A 26,979-nucleotide genomic window follows, 5' to 3' on the forward strand; every position below is an offset into this window, starting at 1 on the left:
ATCATTATAAATTTTTATGGAATTTTGCTTCCATTCGATAAATTCTTGAACCTCTGTCAGAAAACTTTCTTTCATACTCAGTTTCTATATTATCTTCGTCATCTTCTTGATGAAGATTTAAATTGAGTTTAGTAAAATACATGCCGAATTGAGACATACTCTCTAAACTATAAGCAAAAAGACCTCTGTTGTCAGTTTTAAAGTGAAGTTCTCCGTCTTCTTTCAAAACTTGCTTATACAGTGCTAAAAACGTATGATACGTCAATCTGCGTTTAGTATGTCGTTTTTTAGGCCATGGATCTGAAAAATTCAAATATATGCGATCAATTTCGCCATCTTTGAAATATTCATTGAGCTCCAGTGCATCGTTACAAATCAATTTAATGTTAGTAAGACCAAGTTCTTTAACTTTATCTACAATATTAACCACTACACTTTTTTCTCGTTCCAAAGAAATAAAATTTATGTCAGGGTTTTGTCCGGCAAGTGTTGTAATAAACTGTCCCATTCCTGATCCTATTTCAATGTATATCTCTTGGTCTTTATCAAACCAGTCACTTATATGCCCCGCATGACTACCATCCATATCCACTAGTTCAGGATGTGATTTCAAATAATCTTCTGCCCAAGGCTTGTAACGCATTCTCATTCTGATAACTCCTTATATAAAAGCATTGTTATTCATTACTTCATTTAAGAATTTGAGCCACATATTCATATCTTTGTAGCGCTTTTGTTCTTCATACCATTGGACCATACCTATAGACTGAATAACTGTATACCATTTCATACGTTTTTGTAAGTCCATTGAGTCTTTAGTTCCATAAACATCTAACCAGTGAGGCCATTTTTTTCAGGAACGTAATTGTATAGCGAGCATGCCTAAATCAATTGCAGGATCAGCAATCATCGCGCCTTCCCAATCAACTAAGTAAAGCTCATCACGATCTGATAATAGCCAATTATTGTGGTTAACATCGCCGTGTACAACGGTAAAGAAACGTGGATCTAAATTAGGCATATGGTCTTCTAAATACGTTAATGCTTTTCTTACTACATGATGCGTTAAAACTTCTCTAGATAATGAAGCGTTAATTTTATTTAACAAAATATCTGGTGTGATCGGCTCCATTTCCATTCGTTTTAACATATTCAATAGTGTTCTAGAACTATGAATTTTTTTCAATAAATTAGCTACTCTTTGTTCATGCATTTCATTGAAAGTAAGTTCTCTACCATTTTTCCAATGTTGCGCCGTTACAACTTCTCCAGTTTCGATTCGTTTCGTCCAAACTAGTTTTGGCACAATACCTTCAGCAGATAAGGCTGCGATAAAGGGGTTTGAATTTCTTTTTAAAAATAATTTCTGCCCATCCTGTTCAGCCATATAAGCTTCACCAGATGCACCACCTGCTGAATCAAGCGTCCATCCTAATTGATAAAACTGCTCCAACACGTTCACCTCACTTTCAACTAGAAAATGGCTCCTGAAAAGAATTTTCGAGAGCCATATATAATAATTTTTTAATTCAAAATTATAAACTCCAACCAAAATTGTGCAGCCTCAAGTTTTATGACTGACACATTGTCCCATCATGGTTCAAGTTCTTTTTAATTTATTAATACTCATACTGTCTGAGCTAATTTACAATAACTTTTACATCATATCATAAATTAGCTCTTAACAGAGTATTAATTTAATATTTCTCTATCTTTTTTTGTGAAATTTTTTACTTCCAAATTTCACGACTTATAAAAGATTTTATAATCTTTAATACTTTATTTCAACTATAAATGAGAAATTAAAATTCACATTTTGATTCCATACCTTTATGGAATTCTATTAAACGGCTCAGTAAGAATTATAACATAATTTGACCTTAATATATGTTACATTTTCTATCCATTTATTGAAATTATTAACTATGCGTGTCAATATATCTATTAAATCCTTCTTGTAGCGATTTAGTGATTGGTCCTACTTTTCCATCACCTACAGCTTCACCATTTAATTTAACAACTGGCATCACTTCAATTGATGTACTTGAAACCAAAACTTCATCCGCATTTTTTAAAAATTCTAAAGTAAATGTTTCTTCTTTAAACGAAATACCTTTTTCTTCAGCAATTTCTTTTATTACCATACGCGTAATACCATTCAAAATATAGTTATTGATTGGGTGCGTATAAATCACGCCATCTTTAATTGCGTAAACATTGCTTGAAGATCCTTCTGTAACAGTTTCACCACGGTGTTGGATTGCTTCTTGTGCATTATATTTAACAGCATATTCTTTTGCTAATACATTGCCTAATAAATTCAAGCTTTTTATATCACATCTTAACCGACGGATATCTTCAGTCGTTACGGCGTTTATGCCTTCTTCTAATAATTTGTATGGACGGTCATAAGATTTTGTAAAAGCTGTGATATTCGCTTTTACTGATGGCGTTGGAAAGGCATGATCACGCGGCGCAGTACCACGCGTCACTTGAATATATACGCCGCCATTAACGATACCATTAGCGACTATCAGTTCTCGTACAAGTTCTATAAGGCCATCAACTGTATAGTTTAATTCTAAGCCAATTTCTTTAGCGCTTCTTAATAATCTTTCAAAATGCGCATTGGCAGTAAAAGGATGATTGTCATAAACTCTTATATATTCATAAATACCATCACCAAATACATATCCTCTATCGTTATAAGCTACATTTGCATCTTTTTCCTCTAGTAATCTTTCATTTATTAATACTTTTGTCATATTTATTCCTCCACACACAAAGTATATAGTGATTCTAAGTAGATACTCGTCGCATCAAACAATTGCTTTTTACTGATATATTCATTTTTTTGGTGCATTAAATCTTCAGAATCACTGAACATTGCGCCAAAGGCAACACCTTTGTCTAAATTACGGGCGTATGTGCCACCACCAATTGTGTATGGTTCTGTTTCGTCACCTGTTTGATTTCTATAGGCTTGTACTAACGTTTGAACGAATGGATCATCTTTTTCTACATAATGCGGTGTTTGGTTTTTACCTAATTCAATTGAAAATCCAAGTGGTTGAACTTCACTCTTGAAGCGCGTCATTGCTTCTTCAAATTCAAATCCTTGTGGATATCTTAAATTAACACCAAATGTTCCACCTTCAACATTGTCATAAGACATGACACCTATATTCGTCGTTAAATCACCCATAACATCTGTGTGGAATTTCATACCCATTTTTTCTCCAAAATGAGAATTAAATAAATATTTTTCACTGAAATTCACGAAATTAGCTGCTGTTTTGTCTAAATCTAGACTAGATAAGAAATTCAACAAGTACAAACCAGCATTAACACCTATAGAAGGATCCATACCGTGTACGGCTTTTCCTTGAACTTTTAATACAAGTACGCCACTATCAACGATGCTTTCCCCTTCAATATTGTTCTCGTGAACAAATTGTTCGAAGTTTTGAATGACATCAGTCATGTTTTCTTTTACAGATACATTCGCCACAGCTTCATCAGGTACCATATTATATCTTTGTCCTGAATTGAATGAAATTAATTCATATTCTGGCTCGTCTTGGTCTTCTGCTTTTTCGTTTTGAATCACATCAAAAGTAGTAATACCCTTTTCGCCATGAATTGCAGGGAATTCTGCATCTGGTGCAAATCCTAAAGCAGGCATTTCTTCAGTTTCAAAATAACGCTCAGTACATTGCCAATCAGATTCTTCGTCAGTGCCTATTATAATATGTATACGTTTTTTCCAATTTACATTCATATCATTTAATATTTTAATTGCATAGTACGCCGCAATTGTTGGTCCCTTATCATCAAGCGTACCTCTTGCAATAATTTTATCGTCTGTCACAACTGGATCAAATGGGTCAGAATCCCAACCTTCTCCAGCAGGTACGACATCAACATGGCATAATATACCAAAAACATCTTCTCCGAGCACCCGCTTCAATTCGACCAGCAATATGGTCTACATCATGTGTGCCAAATCCGTCGCGTTCAGCTATTTTGTACATGTAATCTAAGGCTTTTCGTGGACCAGGTCCAACTGGATATTCGGTCGATGCTTTATTATCTTCCCTAACACTCTCAATAGATAATAAACCTTTCAAATCTTCAATGATTAGATCTTCATATTCTTTCACTTTGTCTTTCCACATTTGTGATCCACTTCCTTCTCCAAACTTATATATTTAATATTTTACATGATGTGTGGCAGAAACTACAGTGAGATGTCATTATTTTTTAAAAATTCCAACTGTTTCGCTAACAGATAAAACAGTTCAACCTATATATATTAATATATTTTAAAATCTGTATTAATATAAAAAAGAAGGTGAGATAAAATACATATCTCAGCCTCAATGATTAATTTCGCAGTGATTGACTAAATTGAAAAAGCGCTTCAGCGCTTGTATTCCATTTTCTAGTCTACTTTGTCGGGTCAGGTTCATACGACGAAATCTTGTTAAAAATATAGATTTCTGTCCCACACGCATAAAAAAACCTAGTTCATTAAAGTGAACTAGGTCGCCAAATAGTAATTTACTATTTATTATCACGTTTATTACTATTATTTTTTAATTCTTCTTCAGTTACGACACGTAGATTATTAGAAGGATCTCCGCCTTCATCATCGAATCTAGCTTCTTCAATCTCTACGTCTTCTTTTTTAACACTATTTTTGAAATTATTTTTCTGATCTTTAAGGTAACCTTTAGGGTCTTGTTTTACTTTTGAAGCATAACCTTTAGGATCTTGTTTTACTTCGCTATAAGTTTCGCCTGCTTTTGAACTAATTTGACTAGCGATATCTTTCGCGTTTTGCTTATATGATTCTGGATTAGATTTGTATTTGCCATACTCATCTTTCAATCTATCTCTATTTTCTTTTTTAGAAAGAACAACTGCAGCCAGTTGCTCCACCGATTCCTAATACTGCTTTAAATAAATTTGACATAAAAACACCTCTTCATTATTTTAATCCTAATTGTTTAAAATCTTGTTGAGTTAAATGACGAAATTCTCCTGGCGCTAATGCTGAATCTAGCTTTAAGTCGCCAATGCTAATACGTTTCAAAGCTAAAACTTCATTATCTATAGCATGAAACATACGCTTAACCTGATGATACCTTCCTTCGTATATTGTGACAAATGATTTGTTCTTTTCATCACCTTCAACTAATTGAGCAGGTTTCGCCAATCCCTCATTTAATTCAATACCCGTTTTAAAGGATTCTATATCATTTTTTGTAATAGTTTTTTCAGAAATCACTTCATATGTCTTAGAAACATGCTTTGTTGGACTCATCAATTGGTGGTTAAACTGCCCATCATTCGTGATGAGCAATAACCCTTCAGTATCTTTATCCAAACGACCAACTGGAAATAGTTCTAAATATCTAAATTCATCTACTAAGTCTATAACAGTCTGTTGATTATTGTCTTCAGTAGCTGATAAATACCCTTTTGGTTTATTTAACATCAAATAGATTTTATCTATATACTGAATTTGCGTTTCATTGACGCTTACAATATCCGTTTCTGGATTAATTTGAATTTTTGGTGACTTCTCTTTTTTATCATTCACGGTAACATTGCCTTTTTTTAATAACTGTTTCACTTCTGTACGTGTTCCTACGCCCATATTAGCTAAGAATTTATCTATTCTCATTCTGCAATACCTAACTTACGTCTAATTTTCTGTGGAATATCACCTAAAAACTGATCTGCAAGCCTTGTCTTCATTGTCATGCTAGCATAAACTAACATACCTACAATTACACTAACAATAATTATAATCAGCGATCCAAATTTAGATTGTGTTGAAATAAATAATTGTAAGATAAAGAATGTTAACTCAACTGATATCATCATAATTAAGCTATATAAGAATATTTTACCAAAATGTAACCATGTTTCTGAAAAATCAAATTTAGCGTGTTTTTTAAGTATATACAGATTACATGATACTGCAAATAACAATGCAATTGCCGTACTTAATATCGCACCAAGCAGAATGGAACGCTAAAATTAATGGCGTATTTAATACTACTTTTATTACAACTGTCGCTAATATAACAAATACTGTTAATTTTTGTTTATCAATACCTTGTAACATAGATGCTGTTACACTCAGTAAACCAATTAGAATCGCTACTGGCGCATAGTAGAATAGCATTTGGCTACCATCAACATTATAACTATAAAAGACTGTATATAATGGTAACGCTAATGCCATAATACCTAAACTTGCAGGCACTGTGATGAACATTAAAACACCTAACGACGTACGCATTTGTCTGTGCATCTCATGCAATTCACCTTTTGCATAAGTTTTCGTAATAAATGGAATTAAACTTACTGCAAAACCTGCTGATAATGCTGTTGGAATCATCACAATTTTGTTTGTCGTCATATTTAAAATTGTAAAGAAATAGTCATGCATATGACTTGGAACGCCGACTAAACCGAGTGCACTGTTATGTGTAAATTGATCGACTAAATTAAATAATGGGAAATTTAAACTCACAATGACGAACGGGATACTGTAAGAAATAATTTCCTTATACATTTTACCGTATGATACATCGATATCCGTTGTATCCGTTGCAACCATTTTTTCAATATTAGGCTTTCTTTTTCTCCAGTAATACCATAGCGTGAAAATCCCTGCAATTGCTCCTACAGCCGCTGCAAATGTAGCAATACCATTAGCTGCAAGTACACTACCGTTAAATACATTAAGCACTAAATAACTACCAACTAAAATAAATAGTATACGTGCGATTTGTTCGATAACTTCTGACACTGCCGTCGGTCCCATAGATTTGTAACCTTGGAACACACCACGCCATGTAGCAAGTAGCGGGATAAAAATAACTACCATACTAATAATTCTAATAATCCATGTAATTTCATCTACTGACCATCCGCCATTTGCACCTGCTTTATTTGCTAAAGTAATAGATGCAATTGTTGGAGCTAATAAATATAAGATGAAAAAACCTATAAATCCTGTTACAGTCATAACAAGAAAGCTTGATTTGTACAGTTTCTCACTTACCCTATATGCGCCCATTGCATTATATTTAGATACATATTTAGACAGCCGCTAATGGGACGCCCGCAGTTGCAATAGCAATCGCTATATTATACGGGGTGTATGCATAGTTGAAAGGCGCCAAATTTTCCTCTCCACCAATAATCGAGTAGAATGGAATAATATATATAACACCTAAAACCTTAGTAATCAAAATACTAAGCGTAATTAAAAAGGTGCCCCTCACTAATTCTTTACTTTCACTCATTCAGATCTTCCTATCTCAAATTAATTTTTACACTCATAACTTTAATAATAACGTTATAACTACTTTTTTCAAAAGTATATTACTATAAAATAACACTATATAGCTAAGGGAGGCAATAAAATGTATCAAACAATTATAATCGGTGGTGGGCCAAGTGGACTCATGGTCGCCAGCTGCGACAAGTCAAAATAGTGAAAATGTTTTATTAATTGAAAAGAAAAAAGGATTGGGTCGCAAGCTGAAAATTTCTGGTGGTGGCCGCTGTAATGTTACTAACCGCCTTCCTTATGATGAAATTATTAAAAACATACCGGGTAATGGAAAGTTTTTATATAGCCCTTTCTCTGTATTTGATAATGAATCCATCATTCAATTTTTCGAATCCAGAGGTGTAGGTTTAAAAGAAGAAGATCATGGTCGTATGTTTCCAGTATCTAATAAAGCACAAGACGTGGTAGATGCACTCATTCATACGTTACAACAAAATAATGTCGACGTTAAAGAAGAATCAACTGTTCAATCTATTGAATATACGCCCCAACAAACGTTTGAAGTTATGCTAAATAATCAACAACAATTTGAATGTAAGAGTCTTATTATTGCGACTGGTGGTACTAGTGTACCCAAAACTGGTTCTACTGGAGATGGTTATAAATTCGCTAAACATTTAGGGCATACAATTACAGAATTATTTCCAACCGAAGTCCCTATAACATCTTCTGAACCATTTATTAAGAACAAACGTTTAAAAGGATTAAGTTTAAAAGATGTTGCACTATCCGTATTAAAAAAGAATGGCAAACAACGTATCACACATCAAATGGATATGATATTCACACATTTTGGTATAAGTGGACCTGCCGCACTGAGATGTAGTCAATTTGTATATAAAGAGCAAAAAAGTCAAAAACAAAAAGAGATTCAGATGCAACTTGATGTTTTTCCAAATCTGAGTGTCGCTCAATTAGAAGCACAAATTAGAAATATATTAAAAGATACACCTGACAAATATATTAAAAATAGTTTGCACGGGTTAATCGAAGAACGTTATTTATTATTCATTATTGAACAAGCACAAATTAGTGATGACTTAACTGCTCACCATATTTCAAATGCACAAATTAATAAATTAGTTGAATTATTTAAAGGATTTACTTTTACTGTCAATGGAACGTTGCCCATCGATAAAGCTTTTGTAACTGGTGGTGGTGTGTCATTAAAAGAAATACACCCTAAATCTATGATGTCAAAACACGTACCAGGGTTATTTTTATGCGGTGAAGTATTAGATATACATGGTTACACAGGTGGATATAATATCACAAGCGCTTTAGTCACTGGTAATGTAGCCGGTTCAAACGCGGGTGAATTTCATCTTTAATGCTGAAATATAAGCTTCACAAATCAAAAAAAACAAACAAAATGCGCTTATAGCATTTTGTTTGTTTTTTTGATTTGTATTTTTCTTTGAAGTAATCTTTGTCTTCGACAAGTTCATAGCTAAAGACTATAAGATGATGTTGCGCTTATGGAATACTGCACAAAAAAATGCCAACAAAGTCAGAGACTTTGTCGACATTTTAAAATTGCAATAAACGCTCTAAAAATAAAACTTACAATATTTTCAATTCAATATTATAAGCTTTATTTTAACTTAAATACTATTGATTTCTCAACCTTCGTCGCCCCATGCATCCATGCCGCCTTCAACGTTAACTGCATGGATATCATTTTGCTCAAGGTATTGTACTACTTGTGCACTACGACCGCCCACTTTACAGATGATGTAGTATGTTTCATCTTTATTAAAATGATTTAATTCATCCGGAACTTGATTCATCGGTATTGTTTCTGCGCCTGGTATCACACCCATAGCTGTTTCTTCATCTGTTCTAACATCAACGATATGAATTGGGTCACTATCTAAAATTTTCTCTTTTAATTCATCAATTGTTATAGATTCCATAAATAATTCCTCCTGTTATTATTGAGCTACAATGTTAACTAATTTTTTCGGTACTGCAATGACTTTCTTAATCTCTTTACCTTCAATTTCAGCCTTAACATTTTCATTACCAAGTGCTAATTGTTCCATTTCTTCTTTTGAAGTGTCTTTAGGGATATTAATCTTAGCACGTACTTTACCGTTCACTTGAACAACAATCTCGATTTCATCATCAACGAGTAATGATTCATCATATGAAGGCCATGGTTGATAAGTGATTGTTTCTTCATGTCCAAGTTGCGTCCATAATTCTTCAGATATATGTGGCGCAATTGGTGCCAACATTTTAATGAAACCTTCAATGTATGGTTTGTAAATTTCATCTGCTTTATAACAATCATTAATAAATACCATAAGTTGACTTATTGCAGTATTGAAATTCAACGTATTATAATCTTCAGTTACTTTTTTCACTGTTTGATGATAACTCTTATCTAAAGCTTTACTGTTATTGTTTACCACTTTATCGGAAATCAAACCATCATCAGTTACTAATAAGCGCCAAACTCTATCTAAAAAACGTCTAGAGCCGTCCAGGCCATTTTCGCTCCATGCAATTGCTGCATCAAGTGGTCCCATAAACATTTCATACATACGTAAAGTATCAGCACCATGTGATTTCACGATATCATCTGGGTTGATTACATTACCTTTTGACTTACTCATTTTTTCATTACCTTCACCAAGTATCATGCCTTGGTTAAATAATTTTTGGAATGGTTCTTTAGTAGGAACTACACCTAAATCATATAAAACTTTATGCCAGAATCTCGCATATAATAAGTGAAGTACTGCGTGTTCTACACCACCAATGTATAAATCAACCGGTAGCCAGTGTTTTAATTTTTCTGGATCTGCAAGCATTTGGTCATTATCAGGATCAATATATCTTAAATAATACCAACAGCTACCTGCCCATTGTGGCATCGTATTTGTTTCGCGGCGACCTTTCATTCCAGTTTCTTCATCAACCACATTAACAAAATCTGAAATGTTAGCTAATGGAGATTCACCTGTACCTGAAGGCTTGATTTCATCCGTTTCAGGTAAAAGTAATGGTAGTTCTTCTTCTGGAACAGTGGTCATTGAACCATCTTCCCAATGAATTACAGGTATTGGTTCACCCCAATATCTTTGGCGACTAAATAACCAGTCTCGTAATTTATAATTTACTTTGCGAGTACCCGCACCTTTTTGTTCCAACAATTCAATTGCTTTAGCAATCGCTTCTTCGTTGTATAAACCATTTAACTCACCTGAATTAACATGTGGTCCATCTCCATCATAGGCTTCTTGCGATAAGTCTCCACCTTCGATAACTTCTAAAATTGGCAAATCAAATGTTTTTGCGAATTCATAGTCTCTTTGGTCTCCACTTGGTACTGCCATAACTGCACCAGTTCCATATGTGGCAAGCACATAATCAGCAATCCAAATTGGCACTTGTTGCCCCGATAAAGGATTCGTTGCATATGCGCCAGTGAACACACCTGATTTTTCTTTAGATAAACCTGTACGTTCTAAGTCTGACTTTTTAGCCGCTTCTTGTTGATAATCTTTGATAGTCGCTTCTTGATCAGCTGTTGTAATTTCATTTACTAGTTCATGTTCAGGACTTAACACTAAGAAGGTTGCACCGTATACAGTATCTGCACGTGTTGTAAACACTTCAATTTGGGCATCACTGTCTTCTACGTCGAATGCGATAGCGACTCCTTCTGAACGACCAATCCAGTTACGTTGCATGTCTTTTAAAGACTCAGGCCAATCTAAGTCATTTAAATCTTCAAGTAAACGATCTGCATATTCAGTAATTTTTAATACCCACTGTTTCATTGGTTTTCTTACCACAGGGTGGCCACCACGTTCAGACAAACCGTCAATAACTTCTTCATTTGAAAGTACTGTACCAAGTTCTGGACACCAGTTTACTGCAACTTCATCTACGTAAGCGAGTCCTTTATTATATAATTGAATAAAAATCCATTGCGTCCATTTATAATATTCTGGGTCTGTAGTATTCACTTCTCTATCCCAATCATAACTGAAACCTAATTCTTTAATTTGACGTTTAAACGTCTGAATATTCTTTTTAGTAAATTCACGAGGATCATTCCCAGTGTCTAAGGCATACTGTTCTGCGGGAAGACCAAATGCATCCCACCCCATTGGATGTAACACATTATATCCTTGCATACGTTTATAACGAGAAATAATATCTGTAGCTGTATAACCTTCTGGATGCCCTACATGAAGTCCTGCACCTGATGGGTATGGAAACATGTCTAGCGCATAGAATTTTTTTTGACCTAAATTATCGCTCGTTTTAAAAGTTTTATGTTCTGCCCAATAATCCTGCCATTTCTTTTCAATTTCATTATGATTGTAGTTCACTACTTTTCCTCCTATTCAATAAAAAAACACCTCAAACTATTATCGACTTCAAAAGGGACGACTTTCACCGCGGTACCACCCAGTTTCACATTAAATGTGCGCTCATTTAAATTAATAGTTAGAGATGTTATAAATTCATTTAAGTCCTGGTAAGTTCACTCAATGCTTAACACTAGGTTCCACCTTTCCTAGTTCTCTGTAGAAAAGCTTTTAAGTTACTACTCCTATACATTACTAATGATATTTGAAAAAAGGTTTTATTTCAAGTGGAAAACGTGAAATAAAGCTACACTAAAAGTTTCTGTGTGGCGATTTATTAGTTTTTATAAAAAAATCGAACAGGCAACCTTACACCTGTTCGAGAAAATGATTAAACTTTTTATTTTCCACGTATAACTTATACGTCTTTTGGTAATTTCTTATCATAAATCATTAAGAAAAACACTGCGATAACTAATAACCCTATCATACTTAAAAACATCGCTTGCATATTTAGTGTATCTACAAGGACCCCACCTATAAGTGGACCAAAAGCCTTACCAACAGTTGTTGCTGAGTTAACATACCCTTGAAACGCTCCTTCTTTCCCTTTTGGAGCTAATTGGTTTGCAATTGTTGGAACGAGCTGGCCAAACAAACATTTCACCTAATGTCAGTATAATCATACCTATCATGAACACTGAAAATTGTTCAGCAAAACTCGTCACTAAAAATGACACTATGAAAATCGATATACCTACTAACATTTGATATTTCAAATTACCTTTTAGCAACCTGATCACCGGCATAATCAGCGGTTGTGCAACCAGAATCATAATACCATTAACAGTCCATAATAAACTGTATTGGCTCATTGACATATTAATTTCTTGAGTGAAAGAAGCAATCGTACTCTCCCATTGAATATATGCAATCCAACAAATACTAAACATCACACATAAAAGTGACAGCGCAGTAAATTGAACTCTGTTTTGTTTAGATAATAAGGACATCGTATCATTCGATTTTACTTTCACATCAAGTTTAATATTAAATTGTGTAATTGCTACCACTGCAAATGCTACATACATTAATAAGTTAGCTATAAATATATAATTGAAACTCAACTCTGCCACAAAACCTCCGGATCTTGCTCCTATAGCGACGCCTAAATTTTGCGCTAAATAGATTGCGTTAAATGTTTGGCGGCCACCTTGAGGCCATGCGGCGCACTGCAAGTGCATAAATAGCTGGAATAATCATACCCCCGCCAAAACCTAATGCTACGAGCCAAACCGCATACCAAGGCCATCCGTGGAAGAAATTCAAGAGTGTTGTACTGATTAAACATATAACAGTACCTATCATAATTGTTGGATAGCCACCTAATTTATCAAATAAATTACCACCTAATAAATTACCAATGACCATACCAAACGAATTAATCATTAGGACAAAACCAGCCATTGTAAGACTTTTATCTAATTGTTCATTCATATAAATTGTATTTAAGGGCCATAAAAAACTTGAGCCAGTGATATTTAATGCCATCCCAATAACTAACCACCACACTGATTTAGGCATTTTCATAACAGTAAGCTCCTCTCTATTTTAAAAATTTCTAATTTTACACTAAACACTATATCATTAAAATATGTTAAAATCTTTAACTAGAATGAATTCAGAAAGGAAAATGTTTTATGGGACAATTTTTCCCTTACGCATTCGAGAATAAAAGATATCACACTTGGAATTATCACTTAAAAAATAAATTTGGACAAAAGATTTTCAAAGTAGCAATTGACGGTGGCTTTGATTGTCCTAATAGAGACGGTACTGTAGCACATGGAGGATGTACTTTCTGTTCAGCTGCAGGTAGCGGAGATTTTGCAGGTAATCGTGTGGATCCAATCGATGTACAATTTCAACAAATTAAAGATAGAATGCACGAAAAATGGAGTGACGGTCAATACATTGCTTACTTCCAAGCATTTACAAATACGCATGCACCTGTTGAAGAATTACGTGAAAAATATGAAACTGCTTTGAAGGAACCTGGTGTTGTTGGCCTTTCAATAGGTACACGACCTGATTGTTTGCCTGATGATGTGGTTGAGTATTTGGCAGAGTTAAATGAGCGTACATATTTATGGGTAGAGCTTGGCTTACAAACGGTACACCAAGAAACATCAGATTTAATCAATCGCGCGCATGATATGCAAACATATTATGAAGGTATCGCTAAATTACGTAAGCATAATATTAATATTTGTACGCATATTATTAATGGTTTGCCAGGCGAAGACTATACGATGATGATGGAGACGGCTAAAGAAGTCGCTCAAATGGACGTCCAAGGTATTAAAATTCATTTACTTCATTTACTTAAAGGCACGCCAATGGTGAAACAGTATGATAAAGGCATGTTAGAATTTATGTCACAGGATGAATATACTAAATTAGTTTGTGATCAATTAGAAATCATTCCAAAAGATATGATTGTTCATAGAATTACTGGTGATGGTCCGATTGATTTAATGGTAGGTCCAATGTGGAGTGTTAATAAATGGGAAGTACTGAACGAAATTGATAATGAACTAGGTCGCAGAGAATCATATCAAGGAAAACATTTTGAAAGTACGATAAAATCATGAAATTAGAACGCATTTTACCATTTGCGAAAACGTTGCTTCAACAACATATGACATCAGAAAGCATTGTCATAGATGCTACTTGTGGTAATGGCAATGACACACTTTTTCTTGCGCAACAAGTGCCTCACGGTAAAGTATATGCATTTGACATCCAAGCAGAAGCTATTAGTAATACAAAACAAAAAACTGAAGGTTATGACAATGTAATGTTGATTCAAGATAGTCATGCGCATGTAAAACAGCATATTCAAGAGATTGAAGCTGGTAAAGTGGATGCTTGCCATTTTCAATTTAGGATATTTACCTAAAGGTGATAAATCGATTGTTACCCACCCTGAAAGTACATTATCAGCTATCAACTCAATTTTTGATATATTAGCTCCAGAAGGCGTCATTATATTAGTGATCTACCATGGTCATGATGAAGGTAAATTAGAACGTGATGCTGTAATTGAATATTTGTCACAGTTTGATCAAACTAAAGCACATGTATTGCAATATCAATTTATCAATCAACAGAATAACCCGCCGTTTATCTGTGCACTTGAAAAAATTTAGACTGTGAATACCTCATGAGTTCAAGATATAATTTCTTAACACAATCACGATTATTAACAATTTATTCGAAAATAAAATAAAAAAGACAAACAAAAGCCTCGGTATTTGACTACCGAGGCTTTGCTTATTCCCTATAAGTTAATGATAGATTTAAGACTAGTTTGAATGCTAGTTGATTTTGATTCAATTTCTTCTTTGAAGAAATTTAAAAGGCTTTCCCGTTGCGCTTTTAAATCTTCATTGAAATGAATGATAACTGTACGTTCGTCATTTTGTGGTCTTTCTTTAATGATCCACGCTTTTTCCACTAAATCATTATAAGTTCTTGTACGCTTATAAGATTTAATGTGCACAAAATCATCCATTTCTTTTAAAGTCATCGATCCTTCTTTCCAAAGCGTTAAAAGAATCAAAATTTCTTCTTTCGACATCTTGTACTGCTTTTGAACTTTGTTAAAGATATCTTCGATGTCATTCAACACCATTTCTAATCTTAAAACGCCATCAACATTATCAGTAAATGTCTTCCCCATAGAATAATCCCCCAATCATAGTATAAAGTTAAACATGTAAAATTAATTTATCAAAAAACATCATTCTTAGTAAATAAATTCTTCACTGAATTAACATTAGAATTTTTAATAAAATTAATCTTATATACAGTTTAAATTTAAACTATGAATTATGCAATTATATGAGATATTTTATTTTGCATTTCTTTCAAAATAGTAGCTGATTTTTCGAATAATTCGCGCTCATGGCTGTCTAGAGGCATTTCAAAAACTTTTACAGCACCTTCTTTATTTACTTGTGTTGGTACACCAATATAGACATCTTCTTGGTTGTATTCACCTTCTAAATAACTCGAAACTGTTAGTACAACATTTTGGTTATTTAAAATTGCTTTTGTAATGTGTAATAGCCCCATTGCAATCCCATAATACGTTGCACCCTTTGCTTGTATTATATCGTAGGTCAGCATCACGCGTATTTGTAAAAATCTCTTCAACCCTGTGTTGTTTTTCAGGGTCATCTTTTAAAAATTGATATAAAGATTGACCGGCTATATTAGCTTGAGACCATACCGCTAATTCTGAATCGCCATGTTCACCGATGATTTGACCATGCACACTACCTGGTGAAACGCCAAATTCTTCAGCTAATTCATATTTAAAACGTGCTGTATCTAAAATTGTCCCAGAGCCTATCACTTTTTCTTTCGGTAAACCAGATACTTTGTATGTCACATATGTTAAGACATCTACCGGATTGGTTGCAATTAAGAAAATACCATCAAATCCAGATTCCATAACTTCAGAAACAATTCCTTTAAAAATTTGGGTGTTTTTTTCGATAAGATCTAAGCGTGTTTCACCTGGTTTTTGAGCTGCTCCGGCAGTAATAACTACTAAATCTGCATTTGTACATTCATTATACGCGCCTGCTTTGATTTTCACTGGTGAATCACCATATGGCGCACCGTGATTTAAATCCATGACGTCGCCCTTAACTTTTTCTTCGTCTAAATCAATAATTACTAATTCATCAGCAACACCTTGAGCTACTAACGCAAAAGCATAACTTGAACCTACTGCCCCATCACCTATTAAAACTACTTTATTATTTTTAATTTGTTTCATTATATGACGCTCCTCACGTATTCAATCATTTAGTTAATGTTTGTGATTTATTTCACAATATAAATATAACAGTATTTCATAAGTTTTTCAATAACTTTGTTATTTTTTTCACAATATTATTTTGTTAATCTTTCTAATAGATTTACATACACCATACTTCTGATAATTTTATAAAAAAAAGCATCAGATAACATTTAAAGTTTTCCGATGCTTTTCTTACTCTATTTTAGTATAAGGGTTCTTTTAATTAAGATACTTCATGTTCATCATGAACGATAAAGCCATTATTGCTTGCACTATTATTTAAAAATGCCAAAATATATCTCATTACTTCATCTCTTTCAGGTTCATTATGTACCTCATGATAAAGTCCTTCCCATGCTTTGAAATATAATTCTTCGGTTGTGACTTTGTCTTTAATTAATTCCATTGTTGATACATCCGCAACTTGATCTTCTAGACCATACATTAACAATAGTGGTAATGGTTTAATATCAGTTAAATGTGTTACCGTTTCTTTCATAATTTCTATGATTTGTTTATACCAATGATAAGTTACTTTTTGCAACATCAACTGGTCATTTTTTGTTTCTTCAATTACTTCTTCGTTTCGTGTTAAGTCTTCAACTGTAATCCCTACTTTAAATCTTGTATCTTTAGCTACTTTACCTATATTTGAAATTATTTTGTCTTTACGAGATTTATTACTCTTTTTAAATTCTAAAAGTGGAGATAAAAGCATCAAACCTTCAATTGGTACTTCTACTTTTTCAAGTAAATTAAGTGTAATTAAACCACCTAAACCGACACCTAACACGTAAGTAGGTATTTTATACTCATTCGCTATTCTAATCCACTCTAGAATATGCTCATGATATACATCAAAACTGTCAATTTGACCTTTGTTAGAACGTGACGTTTGCCCTTGTCCAGGTAAATCGCCCATAATAACATGATATCCATTTCGGCGAAGCATCGTAATTACATATGCGTATCTTCCCGTATGTTCAAGCATGTTATGTGCAATTACAACGACACCTTTAGCTTCCTTTTCGGTTTCCCATTTCCACATAATACATACTTCCCCTTCTCGTTAAATTTCATTATATTTATTGTATCAAAATACGATGTACTTTTTCCATTTTAAAGATAACCATAGACGCGAAAAACTCAATTTGTTTTAAAAATTAAAAGCATCTTATAATCAACACTTTATCATAAGTGTATTTAATAAAATAAAGTGTAATATATTCTATTGTAAACGATTTCATTCCCTTTAGATTCATGCTACACTTATATTGAAAGATCAGCTGTAAGCAGAATGGGAGGAATTAATATGCCAATTGTGAAAAATTTTTTTATCGGGTTATCTAACAACCCTTTTTTAAATAAGAGTGCTAAGGAAATCGGTCCAATGCTCGGTGCTAATAAAGTGGTTGCCGGCAATACAATCGAAGCCTTATTAAACACAATTGAACGTCTAAACAGCAAGGGAATTACAGTTACTGTAGATTGCCTTGGAGAATTTGTTGTAACTGAAGGTGAAGCAATTCAATCAAAAGATCAAATATTAGAAGTGATGTATGCTATTTATAATCGTAGCTTAGATGGTCACATGTCTATTAAATTAAGCCAGTTAGGCTCTGAATTTGATTTAGATCTTGCTTATCGCAATCTACGTGAAATATTATTAAAAGCGAATGAGTTTAATAATATGCATATTAATATCGATACTGAAAAGTATGATAGTTTATTTGACATCACGCAAGTGTTAGACCGTTTAAAAGGTGAATTCAAAAATGTAGGTACCGTAATTCAAGGTTATTTATATGAAGGCGATACACTTGTAGAAAAATATCCGGAATTACGATTGCGCATGGTTAAAGGCGCATATAAAGAAATTGATACAATAGCTTATCAAACTAAAGAAGACATTGACGAAAATTACATACGTTTAATTGAAAAAAGACTATTAAACGCTAAAAATGTAACTTCAATTGCCACTCATGATGATAAAGTTATTACACATATAAAACAATTTATCAAAGATAATAATATTGAAAAAAATCAGTACGAATTTCAAATGTTATATGGTTTCCGTACTGATTTAGCAGAGAAAATAGTCGGTGAAGGTAACAATTTCTGTATTTATGTACCATATGGGGATGATTGGTTTAGTTACTTTATGAGACGACTAGCTGAACGACCTCAAAATTTAAATTTAATGTTTAAAGAGTTAATGAAACCCGAAGTAATGAAAAAAGCGGGTATCGTTACAGGTGTAGTTGCGGCCTTTGGAGCGGCTAGTGCTTTAGTATATCGTCTTTTAAAAAAATAATCTTTAACAAAAAAGAATTGGACAATAACGATTTCGTTAAGTCCAATTCTTTTTATTTTAGTAGAAACACCTATAGCCTTTATAAAAAAGTTAGTGCTTCAGTCTGGTTCTATTATATTTCTTTTAATAAATTAGCCATTTCTATTGCACTAATTGCTGCATCTGCACCTTTATTACCTGCTTTTGTGCCGGCACGTTCTATTGCTTGTTCAATATTTTCAGTTGTCACAACACCGAAGATAACTGGTGTATCGGCAATATCATTTGCCTTAGAAACACCTTTCGCCACTTCATTACAAACATAATCATAATGAGAAGTAGATCCTCTTATTACACAACCTAAAGTGATTACAGCATCATATTCACCTTTTTGAGCTAATTTTTTAGCTACTAATGGAATTTCAAATGCACCTGGTACATATGCTACATCAATGTTTTCTTTCGGTACTTCATGTCGCACTAAAGTATCTTTAGCCCCGTCCAATAAACGATTTGTAATAAAATCATTAAACCTACTTACCACAATTGCTACTTTTAAATCTGAACCTATTAATTTACCTTCAAAATTCATCTTATTGCCCTCCTATATTAAATGACCCATTTTTTCTTTTTTTGTATCCATATAATCTTGATTAAATTTATTTGTTGGAACTACTAGCTCAATTCTTTTCGCAATATTTACACCATAAGTTTCTAGACTTTCGAATTTTTTGGGATTATTGCTTAACAAATTCACGCTTTCAATACCAAAATACTTTAAAATTTTTGCGGCGTCTTTATAATCTCTCAAATCTTCGTCGAAACCTAAAGCAATATTAGCTGTCACAGTATCATAACCTTGTTCAATAAGTTCATATGCTTTTAACTTATTAATTAAACCAATACCTCTACCTTCTTGAGGTAAATATAAAATAATGCCACCATGTTCACTTATATATTTCATAGAAGCTTCAAGTTGTTCTCCACAATCACATCTTTGACTATGAAAAATATCTCCTGTCAGACAAGAAGAATGAATACGCACATTCTCAGTTTTCTTTATGTCTCCACTTACAATCGCCACAAGTTCTTCGTCACTCGTCTGTGAAGTAAAACCATACATATCAAACTTACCATGTTTAGTAGGCATTTTTACTTTTGCTTTTGCTTCTAACTTAGATGTGAGTGATTTTCTATATGTTTCTAAATCTTCAATAGAAATCATTACAAGCTCATGCTTTTCCTTAAATGCTTCTAATTCTTCACCTTTAGCCATTGAACCATCTTCATTCATAATTTCACAAATTAATGCTGCTGGCTTTGCTCCTGTTAGTTTTGCTAAATCTACAGATGCTTCTGTATGACCACGTCTTTCTAACACACCATTATCTTGTGCAATTAACGGAAATAAGTGACCTGGTTTATTAAAATCACTAGCTGTTGCATTTTCTTCTATCAACGCTTTTGCTGTCATTGTTCTTTCTCCGAGCACTAATACCTGTCGTCGTATTAATATGATCGACACTCACAGTAAACTCTGTACCATAAACATCAGAGTTATGACTCACCATTGGATTGAGTTCTAATTTTCTGGCTATATCTTTGCTAATTGGTGCACAGATGAGTCCTCTACCATATTTCGCCATGAAATTAACGGTATTATCTTGCATCCATTCTGTCACAGCTACTAGGTCGCCTTCGTTCTCTCTGTTTTCATCATCAACGACCACAATACTTTTACCTTTTTTAAGCTCCGCAAGCGCTGTATCTATACTATCTAATTTCATACTACCCCTCCTAAAATCCAAATGCTCTAAGTTTTTCGGTGCTTAATCCTGATTCATTATTACTGACAATTCTCTCTACATATTTGAATAACATATCAGTTTCAATATGGACCGGATCGCCTACACGTTTTTGATTTAAAATAGTGGATCTTCGCGTTTCAGGAATGAGATGAATGTCGAATTCAGCATCTTTTAATTGAAAAATAGTTAAACTTACGCCATCTACAGTTATGGATCCTTGTGGCACCATTTGTTTAATAAGTGTAGTAGTAGGCTTTATTGTTACAATTTTAGAATTATCTGATGCTTGTATACGTGTAATCTTAGCTACTTCATCTACATGCCCGAGCACAAAGTGCCCTCCAAAACGACCTTGACCACTCATCGCTCTTTCTAAATTCACTTCTGCAGATTGGTTTAAATGATTTAGATAAGTCTTATTTTCTGTACCTTTAATTACTTGTACTGAAAACGAATGCTTATTAAAATCAACAACAGTTAAACATGCGCCATTCACACTTATAGAATCTCCTATATGCATGTCTGATAAGATGGTCTCGCAATCAATTGTTAAGTTAACTACAGATTGTTGTGTCGTTATTTTTTTAATCGTGCCTATTTCTTCAACAATACCGGTAAACATGATTATTCACTTCTTTCGCAACTCTAATTTAATGTTTTGCTCAAGCATTTGGGAATTAACAATTTCGAATTGTGGTACTTCTGATAATCTAAAAATGTTTTTAGTTTGATAAAATTGATAATTACCAGAACCACCTATAATTTTCGGGGCATAATATAAGATAAGTTCATTCGTATATTGAGATTGTAGAAATGCTGAAGATACGGTTGGACCCGCTTCTACTAACAATTTCCCAATTCCCTTTTGATATAAATCTATTAAAATATTTTCAATTGAACAATCAGTTAAAATAATAATTTCTACATGTTCAATATCTGTTTTCAAGTTTTTATTTTGTGTATAAATCCAAATAGGTGTATTAGCATTTTTAAACATGTCTAATTCAAAATCAATTTGGCCTGATTGCGATAAAATCACTTTTATTGGATGCTTACCTTCCTCAATTCGTGTTGTATATTGAGGGTTATCTGCATCTAACGTGCCTCTACCTGTAAGTACAGCATCATGCGTATGACGTAAGTTGAATACATCATGCTTAACGGCTGTATTCGTAATCCATTTACTTTCACCTTCATCAGTGGCCTGTTTACCGTCTAAACTACAAGCTACTTTAACTGTCACTTCAGGAACCTCTTTACTTTTGCTTATAAAGAAGTCTTTGTACAAGTGTTCTGCTTCTGCATTATGACGAAATTCAACTTCTACTCCCGCATGTTGTAATATTTCGTCACCGTTAGACGCTAAAGTCGTATCTTTTACAGCATATATGACTTTCTTTATGCCAAAATCAATAATTTTATTTACACAAGGTGGCGTTGAACCAAAATGTGTACATGGCTCTAATGAGATAAAAATGGTACCCTCTTTAGCTTCATCTTGTGCCATATCTAACGCTTGTACTTCAGCATGTTTATCGCCCTTTTTTAAGTGTGCGCCCATCCCTACGATTCGGCCGTCTTTAACAACTACCGCGCCTACAGGTGGGTTTACACCCGTTTGACCATTGACCATTTTTGCTAATTGGATTGCATAATTTAAATATTGACTCACGTTATCACCTCTAAATAATAAAAAAACACCTGAAATAAAATATTTCAGGTGTGGGATATATTGATATAACATCATTAGCTTCAAGTTAAATACACTTATCCATTTTCAAACATAAGTGTATGCCAAATAAACACTTAAAAAGTGTCGTTTTTGTTATACTTCATTCTTTCTCCCATCCAGACTTTACTGTCGGCTCTAGAATCTCACTAGATCAGCCACATTTGAATAATCAAATGCGGGTCGCAGGCTTTGTTTACTGCCGGTTGGGAATTTCACCCTGCCCCGAAAGAATATCTATGAAATTGTAATTAATGATTGAGTCAAGTAACTCTTACTAAGTTACACCAATATCGTACTACATTTTAGGCAGAATGACAATTCATATTATCTAAGTCGGCTTTATTTTTAACGTATTATTATTATTAAAATGCTTTAAATACTAATAAGAAAAGCTTTTTACTTAAATTAATGAAAAAATAAATTAATTTTTATTATGACTTTTATAACCTTAATAATCTAGTTATCATTTAACAGATTAACCTCTCGAAACCATACAGTTAATGTTTTTATTTTTGTAATTACTTATTCGGTAATAACTGATTTACTATGCTAACTGCTTGTTTAACTATCATTGCTACACCATTTCGAGACTGATTGATTCCATTTGTTAATTGACCTAATGCGTACATGTGTTTAAGTGTTCCATAACGAGGGCTTATAATTTGATTTGTTTCAGCAATAATTTGAATACCACCAAGTGGATGCGCTTGTACAACCTGTCTATTTTCAAGATTCAAAACCAATTGATCATCACTATCAAGATCTGAAAGTTGTGTTTTTGAACCAGTTGCGTTGATTACGACATCAAATTTATGGTTTGCCTCTGTTTCATTTTTATATTTGAAACAAAATTGACTTGCTTCATATTGAACATCCTCTAGACCACTTTTAATTTCAATAGTCCCATTTTTGATATGATCTATAATTAATCGAGTCTGTGCGTGGAGGCATTGGATTAGAATTATCCTTTAATATAGATTGGTAATCTTTTAAAAATTGTTTTTGATCTTCCCTACTGAAACTATTCCAAATCCAATTTAAATTCTCTTTTACTAATTCAAGTATACTTTGGAATGCCCCTAATTCAGTTGCGTGTTCTAAATCATATGTTAAATCCTTCACAGGGTCATTTTGTCTACGGTGCACTAATTTTTCAATTGCAATATCATAATATGCACAATCTTTCATAAATAAAGTTAGTGCTTTTTCTAAAGGTACATTTCCAAAATTTTCGTTCTTTATTGCATTAAAATTTTCTGGTGTTAAGTATTTAAATTCAATGTCAGGCATTTCGCCTCTCACGCTTGGCAATTGACCTTTGCGACTTGTTATAGTAATTGGTAATTTAGGATGATGTGCAGTAACATAACGAATTACATCTAAAGATGCTAAACCTGTGCCAATGATCGCAATTCTGTCAGTATCCTTCACATCATCTAACGTATTATAAGTTGGATATGGTGTGTGAATATATCCTTTTTTTCCTTTCAAATGGTATGGATCATGGTATGACAGTGTACCAATCGTTAAAAATACAGCATCATACTTTTGACAATTCGACATGTCTTTCGACGTACAAACATAATATTTAACATCCGTTTGACCTACATCAGCCTCAATGAAAACTTCTGACACTTCTTCTTTAATCATCTGGACATTTTCAAATTGCTGATTATATTTTTCTAAAAAATCTTTCATATAATGACCAAATATAAACCTTGGTAAATACTCCGGATTAGAAAACTTAAATATCGATTGTGATTTGTACCATTCGTAAAATTCACCTTGATTATCTAAATTTAAAGACATTTGTTTCGCGGGCATATTGATTAATAATTGATCACTGTCATTTTGAAAAGGTACACCTTGCCCCATATTTTTAGGATTATCGTACATGTCTATATTCATTGTTGCAAAATTATCATGTTTCACTAATTCCTTTAGCAAGCTTACACCCGCTGTGCCCATTCCTATGATAGCTATTCGCATTGTACACATCCTTATTAAATTTATTTATATTCATTATAGCAATGATTAACCTTATATTACATGCTAATGTATTCAACTACCGTACAATTTAGCGTTGTTATAATATTTTGATAAATATGTTAATATTAATATATTGAAAAAATATTATTTCTGTACTTATTTTAAGGAGCTAGACAATGAAATTTTTAAAACATTTATTATTTTTAATTATAGCAAGTACAATATTATTATCCGGTTGTGGATTGCCAGGACTTGGTGGAAGTCAATCAAAGAACGAGATTAAAGTTTCAGCTTTGGCTACGAGTGAGTCTCAAATCATGGCATATATGATCATAGATCTTATCGAACATGATACAAAAGGTAAAACTAAAGGTTCAATCATTAATAACTTAGGCTCAGCTACAATCCAGCATAATGCGCTAATGAATAACGATGCTGATATTTCGAGCACGCGATATACTGGGACAGATTTAGTGGGTGTCCTTGAGTCTGAACCCGTTACTGACCCTAAAAAAGCGATGGCTTTAACTAAAAAATTGTTTCAGCAAAAATTTAATCAGACCTTTTTTGATTCATATGGTTTTGAAAATACCTTTGCCTTTATGGTAACCAAAGAAACTGCTGAAAAATATGATTTACATACTGTTTCAGATTTAGAAAAAGTAAAAGATCAAGTAGATGTAGGCACAGATACCACTTGGATTAAACGTGGGGGCGATGGTTATGCACCTTTCCAAGCACATTATGGTTTTGCTTTTGATTCTATTAAACCGATGCAAATCGGACTCGTTTACGATGCTTTGAAAAGTAAAAAATTAGATGTTGCACTAGGCTATACGACTGATGGTAGAATTGCGAGCTTATGATTTAGTAGTACTTGAAGATGATAAAAAGTTCTTCCCAACATATGATGCAAGTGCTGTAGCACCAAATAAACTTTTAAAAGAACAACCAGAAGTTAAGAAAGCACTTAATAAATTGAACGATAAAATAAGTACGGAGCAAATGCAAAAATTAAATTATGAAGCAGATGGAGAAGGCAAAGAGCCCGCAGTTGTTGCAGAAGAATTTTTAAAAGAGCACAATTACTTTGAAAAAGAATAATGCTCAGTATATACACCTGTATGTAGTTATTGATGTATCTTCACACCCATTTAATGTTAATATGTTGGCATAGATTAGGATGTGATAATATGAAATTTACTATAAAAGTGTTTATATCAGCGCTCATGTTCTTCATTCTTATAAGCAAAAAAAACAAAGTAGAATAATAAAAAAGAGTTTCCAAAATTGGAGACTCTTTTTTTATATAAATTATGAAATTAATAAATAAAGCTTACTTCAAGAGAATAATATCAATTAAAAAATAGGATTTATAGATGCTCTGCCATTATCAATTGATTGATTCAACATAATAAACACCATCACTGTTTAATTTATAAATATTAAAATATTGGCAGTAATTTGGGCCGACGCCTGACTCGTTAATAAATCACAAGCTGAAGACTACAGGCTAAGGCAGTGCCGGCGGAAAGCGTGCACAAAAAAACTGCCAACAAAGCCAGAGGCTTTGTTGGCAGTCTGAAACCAACTGCTTTTATAGCAATTGGTGTTCTTCGTTCTATTGTATTAGAAATAATATTTCAAATACTTATCTAATTTTTGTGCTTTTCATCATCTTTATAAACAAAATATTTATAATATTTACCTTCTGTTTTCATATCTTCATAGAAATGAGCCATTAAAGTCGCATTACTTTCAGCCCATTTAATGTCTGTAGCGTATTGGTGTTCTCCTGGATTTTTAGGATTCCATCTCATACTATAAAGCGTGTTTTGATCTTCATTAGATAAAAAGTGATCATGAATGAAGTTAGCCCCACCACTAATTGCTTTTTGTGGTGTGTCCCAGCCATGTTTTTTAGCATATTCTGAACCTGTTTTAATCGGATCTTCATCAAGTGCACCTACACCAAAGAAGTTATAATATTTTTTACCATCAATTTCTACACCACTTGCAAGCTCACTTTTAGCAGAGCCTGTTTCAAGTAACGCATGTGAAATTAAATAAACTTCATTGACGTGCTTATCCTGTGCTTGCTTTTATAAAATCATCTGAATGCTCTAACAACGTAGGGTTATCTATGAGCATGCGTTTTATTCTATTTTCATCAATACCTTGATACTTATCTAATTCTAAAAATTGGTATTTTTGCGTATCACTTTCAATAAATTCACTACTGTTCATCGCAGCTTTTATCTCAGTAGATGACGCATCTCTCCATGTTTTATTATCTTTGCTTGAAACTTGTTGGCTAGTATAATTATCAATTTGTTTTTTAGATGCTTTATCCAAAGTTACTTTAAGATTTTCTACTTTTTCTTGTTCGTCAACTTCTTTAAAAAAGATTTGATCTGAGATCATTGAAAAAACAACAACCGCATGACTACACCTAAGACTATCAATAAACCAATGATTGATAGAATTGAGCCTTTTTTATGCTTCGTCATGTTTACACCTCTTAGGTAATAATTAGGAAGGACACGCCTTCGTCATATGTATCATAGCTTTAAAG

General features: G+C 33.2%; 12 protein-coding genes, 12 pseudogenes and 1 riboswitch. Of the genes and pseudogenes, 5 read left to right on the plus strand and 19 right to left on the minus strand.

Annotation, left to right across the window (positions count from 1 at the left end; genetic code table 11):
* Positions 1-4: 4 nt before the first annotated feature.
* The 7 genes and pseudogenes from trmB to ABLV90_RS12865 all read right to left on the minus strand — a co-directional run bounded on the left by trmB (position 5) and on the right by ABLV90_RS12865 (position 7,328).
* The gene (gene trmB / locus ABLV90_RS12835; protein ID WP_046465594.1) at positions 5-649 is read right to left on the minus strand and encodes a tRNA (guanosine(46)-N7)-methyltransferase TrmB; all 645 of its coding nucleotides are present in this window, start codon (positions 647-649) and stop codon (positions 5-7) included.
* Between the two features lie 12 nt (positions 650-661).
* Positions 662-1,453 (minus strand): annotated as a pseudogene (locus ABLV90_RS12840) (phosphotransferase).
* A 466-nt stretch (positions 1,454-1,919) separates the two neighbouring features.
* Complete coding sequence (gene dat / locus ABLV90_RS12845) at positions 1,920-2,765, minus strand: D-amino-acid transaminase (protein ID WP_460872734.1); 846 nt, start codon at positions 2,763-2,765, stop codon at positions 1,920-1,922.
* A gap of 2 nt (positions 2,766-2,767) precedes the next feature.
* Positions 2,768-4,178, minus strand: a pseudogene (gene pepV / locus ABLV90_RS12850) (dipeptidase PepV).
* A 388-nt stretch (positions 4,179-4,566) separates the two neighbouring features.
* Positions 4,567-4,978: pseudogene (locus tag ABLV90_RS12855) on the minus strand (YtxH domain-containing protein).
* Between the two features lie 15 nt (positions 4,979-4,993).
* Positions 4,994-5,692 carry a pseudouridine synthase gene (locus ABLV90_RS12860; RefSeq protein WP_046465599.1) on the minus strand — a complete coding sequence of 233 codons (699 nt, stop codon included), beginning with the start codon at positions 5,690-5,692 and terminating at the stop codon, positions 4,994-4,996.
* Positions 5,689-7,328 (minus strand): annotated as a pseudogene (locus ABLV90_RS12865) (polysaccharide biosynthesis C-terminal domain-containing protein). Before ABLV90_RS12865 ends, ABLV90_RS12860 begins: the two are co-directional and overlap by 4 nt.
* Before the next feature lie 120 nt (positions 7,329-7,448).
* On the opposite strand from ABLV90_RS12865, the pseudogene ABLV90_RS12870 reads away from it, so the two are divergent.
* Positions 7,449-8,709, plus strand: a pseudogene (locus ABLV90_RS12870) (NAD(P)/FAD-dependent oxidoreductase).
* A gap of 291 nt (positions 8,710-9,000) precedes the next feature.
* Here ABLV90_RS12870 and ABLV90_RS12875 read toward each other — a convergent pair.
* From ABLV90_RS12875 to ABLV90_RS12885, 3 genes and pseudogenes are all read right to left on the minus strand, one after another.
* Positions 9,001-9,294: a rhodanese-like domain-containing protein gene (locus tag ABLV90_RS12875; protein ID WP_427707904.1), complete on the minus strand. Its 294-nt coding sequence runs from the start codon at positions 9,292-9,294 to the stop codon at positions 9,001-9,003.
* 18 nt (positions 9,295-9,312) lie between these two features.
* A complete protein-coding gene (gene leuS / locus ABLV90_RS12880; protein ID WP_460872735.1) occupies positions 9,313-11,727 on the minus strand; it encodes a leucine--tRNA ligase in 2,415 nt (804 codons plus the stop codon).
* Positions 11,728-12,124: 397 nt separating this feature from the next.
* Positions 12,125-13,296 (minus strand): annotated as a pseudogene (locus tag ABLV90_RS12885) (MDR family MFS transporter).
* Between the two features lie 110 nt (positions 13,297-13,406).
* Between ABLV90_RS12885 and ABLV90_RS12890 the strand changes: the two are divergent.
* Together ABLV90_RS12890 and ABLV90_RS12895 are read left to right on the plus strand one after the other, a co-directional pair.
* Complete coding sequence (locus ABLV90_RS12890; protein WP_427707908.1) at positions 13,407-14,360, plus strand: tRNA modification radical SAM protein MnmL/YtqA; 954 nt, start codon at positions 13,407-13,409, stop codon at positions 14,358-14,360.
* Positions 14,357-14,918: pseudogene (locus ABLV90_RS12895) on the plus strand (tRNA (mnm(5)s(2)U34)-methyltransferase). The gene ABLV90_RS12890 and the pseudogene ABLV90_RS12895 overlap by 4 nt, the downstream one beginning before the upstream one ends.
* Positions 14,919-15,049: 131 nt before the next feature.
* Here ABLV90_RS12895 and ABLV90_RS12900 read toward each other — a convergent pair.
* The 3 genes and pseudogenes from ABLV90_RS12900 to ABLV90_RS12910 all read right to left on the minus strand — a co-directional run bounded on the left by ABLV90_RS12900 (position 15,050) and on the right by ABLV90_RS12910 (position 17,630).
* Positions 15,050-15,451, minus strand: coding sequence for a transcriptional regulator, SarA/Rot family (locus tag ABLV90_RS12900; protein ID WP_021339039.1), 402 nt, complete (start codon positions 15,449-15,451; stop codon positions 15,050-15,052).
* A gap of 149 nt (positions 15,452-15,600) precedes the next feature.
* Positions 15,601-16,558 (minus strand): annotated as a pseudogene (locus ABLV90_RS12905) (L-lactate dehydrogenase).
* A gap of 247 nt (positions 16,559-16,805) precedes the next feature.
* The gene (locus ABLV90_RS12910; RefSeq protein WP_069818199.1) at positions 16,806-17,630 is read right to left on the minus strand and encodes an alpha/beta fold hydrolase; all 825 of its coding nucleotides are present in this window, start codon (positions 17,628-17,630) and stop codon (positions 16,806-16,808) included.
* A gap of 264 nt (positions 17,631-17,894) precedes the next feature.
* Here ABLV90_RS12910 and ABLV90_RS12915 point away from each other — a divergent pair, with 264 nt between their 5' ends.
* Entirely contained in the window at positions 17,895-18,896 is a 1,002-nt protein-coding gene (locus ABLV90_RS12915) for a proline dehydrogenase family protein (protein WP_460872736.1), read from the plus strand.
* A 112-nt stretch (positions 18,897-19,008) separates the two neighbouring features.
* Here the strand turns inward: ABLV90_RS12915 and ribE (ABLV90_RS12920) are convergent, their stop codons facing one another.
* The 5 genes and pseudogenes from ribE (ABLV90_RS12920) to ABLV90_RS12940 form a co-directional block, all read right to left on the minus strand.
* Positions 19,009-19,467, minus strand: a complete 459-nt coding sequence (gene ribE, locus ABLV90_RS12920; protein ID WP_046465610.1) for a 6,7-dimethyl-8-ribityllumazine synthase — start codon at positions 19,465-19,467, stop codon at positions 19,009-19,011.
* Positions 19,468-19,479: 12 nt separating this feature from the next.
* A pseudogene (gene ribB, locus ABLV90_RS12925) lies at positions 19,480-20,662 on the minus strand (3,4-dihydroxy-2-butanone-4-phosphate synthase).
* A gap of 10 nt (positions 20,663-20,672) precedes the next feature.
* Positions 20,673-21,305, minus strand: coding sequence for a riboflavin synthase (gene ribE, locus ABLV90_RS12930; RefSeq protein WP_046465612.1), 633 nt, complete (start codon positions 21,303-21,305; stop codon positions 20,673-20,675).
* Positions 21,306-21,311: 6 nt separating this feature from the next.
* Positions 21,312-22,355 (minus strand): bifunctional diaminohydroxyphosphoribosylaminopyrimidine deaminase/5-amino-6-(5-phosphoribosylamino)uracil reductase RibD, encoded by a 1,044-nt coding sequence (ribD, locus tag ABLV90_RS12935; RefSeq protein ID WP_427707914.1) that lies wholly within the window; start codon positions 22,353-22,355, stop codon positions 21,312-21,314.
* Between the two features lie 160 nt (positions 22,356-22,515).
* A riboswitch (FMN riboswitch) is annotated at positions 22,516-22,649 on the minus strand.
* A 284-nt stretch (positions 22,650-22,933) separates the two neighbouring features.
* Positions 22,934-24,404, minus strand: a pseudogene (locus tag ABLV90_RS12940) (FAD/NAD(P)-binding protein).
* Positions 24,405-24,580: 176 nt separating this feature from the next.
* Between ABLV90_RS12940 and ABLV90_RS12945 the strand changes: the two are divergent.
* Positions 24,581-25,508, plus strand: a pseudogene (locus ABLV90_RS12945) (osmoprotectant ABC transporter substrate-binding protein).
* A 551-nt stretch (positions 25,509-26,059) separates the two neighbouring features.
* On the opposite strand, the pseudogene ABLV90_RS12950 reads toward ABLV90_RS12945, so the two are convergent.
* Positions 26,060-26,914, minus strand: a pseudogene (locus tag ABLV90_RS12950) (N-acetylglucosaminidase).
* Positions 26,915-26,979 lie beyond the last annotated feature (65 nt).

Source organism: Staphylococcus sp. 2S1 (genome assembly GCF_046721335.1).
GTDB classification, from domain to species: domain Bacteria; phylum Bacillota; class Bacilli; order Staphylococcales; family Staphylococcaceae; genus Staphylococcus; species Staphylococcus equorum_A.

Bases quoted from the DNA above. Each gene is read 5' to 3' on its own strand.
- trmB (WP_046465594.1), bottom strand. From the start codon at position 649: ATGAGAATGCGTTACAAGCCTTGGGCAGAAGATTATTTGAAATCACAT.
- dat (WP_460872734.1), bottom strand. From the start codon at position 2,765: ATGACAAAAGTATTAATAAATGAAAGATTACTAGAGGAAAAAGATGCA.
- ABLV90_RS12860 (WP_046465599.1), bottom strand. From the start codon at position 5,692: ATGAGAATAGATAAATTCTTAGCTAATATGGGCGTAGGAACACGTACA.
- ABLV90_RS12875 (WP_427707904.1), bottom strand. From the start codon at position 9,294: ATGGAATCTATAACAATTGATGAATTAAAAGAGAAAATTTTAGATAGT.
- ABLV90_RS12890 (WP_427707908.1), top strand. From the start codon at position 13,407: ATGGGACAATTTTTCCCTTACGCATTCGAGAATAAAAGATATCACACT.
- ABLV90_RS12900 (WP_021339039.1), bottom strand. From the start codon at position 15,451: ATGGGGAAGACATTTACTGATAATGTTGATGGCGTTTTAAGATTAGAA.
- ABLV90_RS12910 (WP_069818199.1), bottom strand. From the start codon at position 17,630: ATGTGGAAATGGGAAACCGAAAAGGAAGCTAAAGGTGTCGTTGTAATT.
- ABLV90_RS12915 (WP_460872736.1), top strand. From the start codon at position 17,895: ATGCCAATTGTGAAAAATTTTTTTATCGGGTTATCTAACAACCCTTTT.
- ribE (WP_046465610.1), bottom strand. From the start codon at position 19,467: ATGAATTTTGAAGGTAAATTAATAGGTTCAGATTTAAAAGTAGCAATT.
- ribE (WP_046465612.1), bottom strand. From the start codon at position 21,305: ATGTTTACCGGTATTGTTGAAGAAATAGGCACGATTAAAAAAATAACG.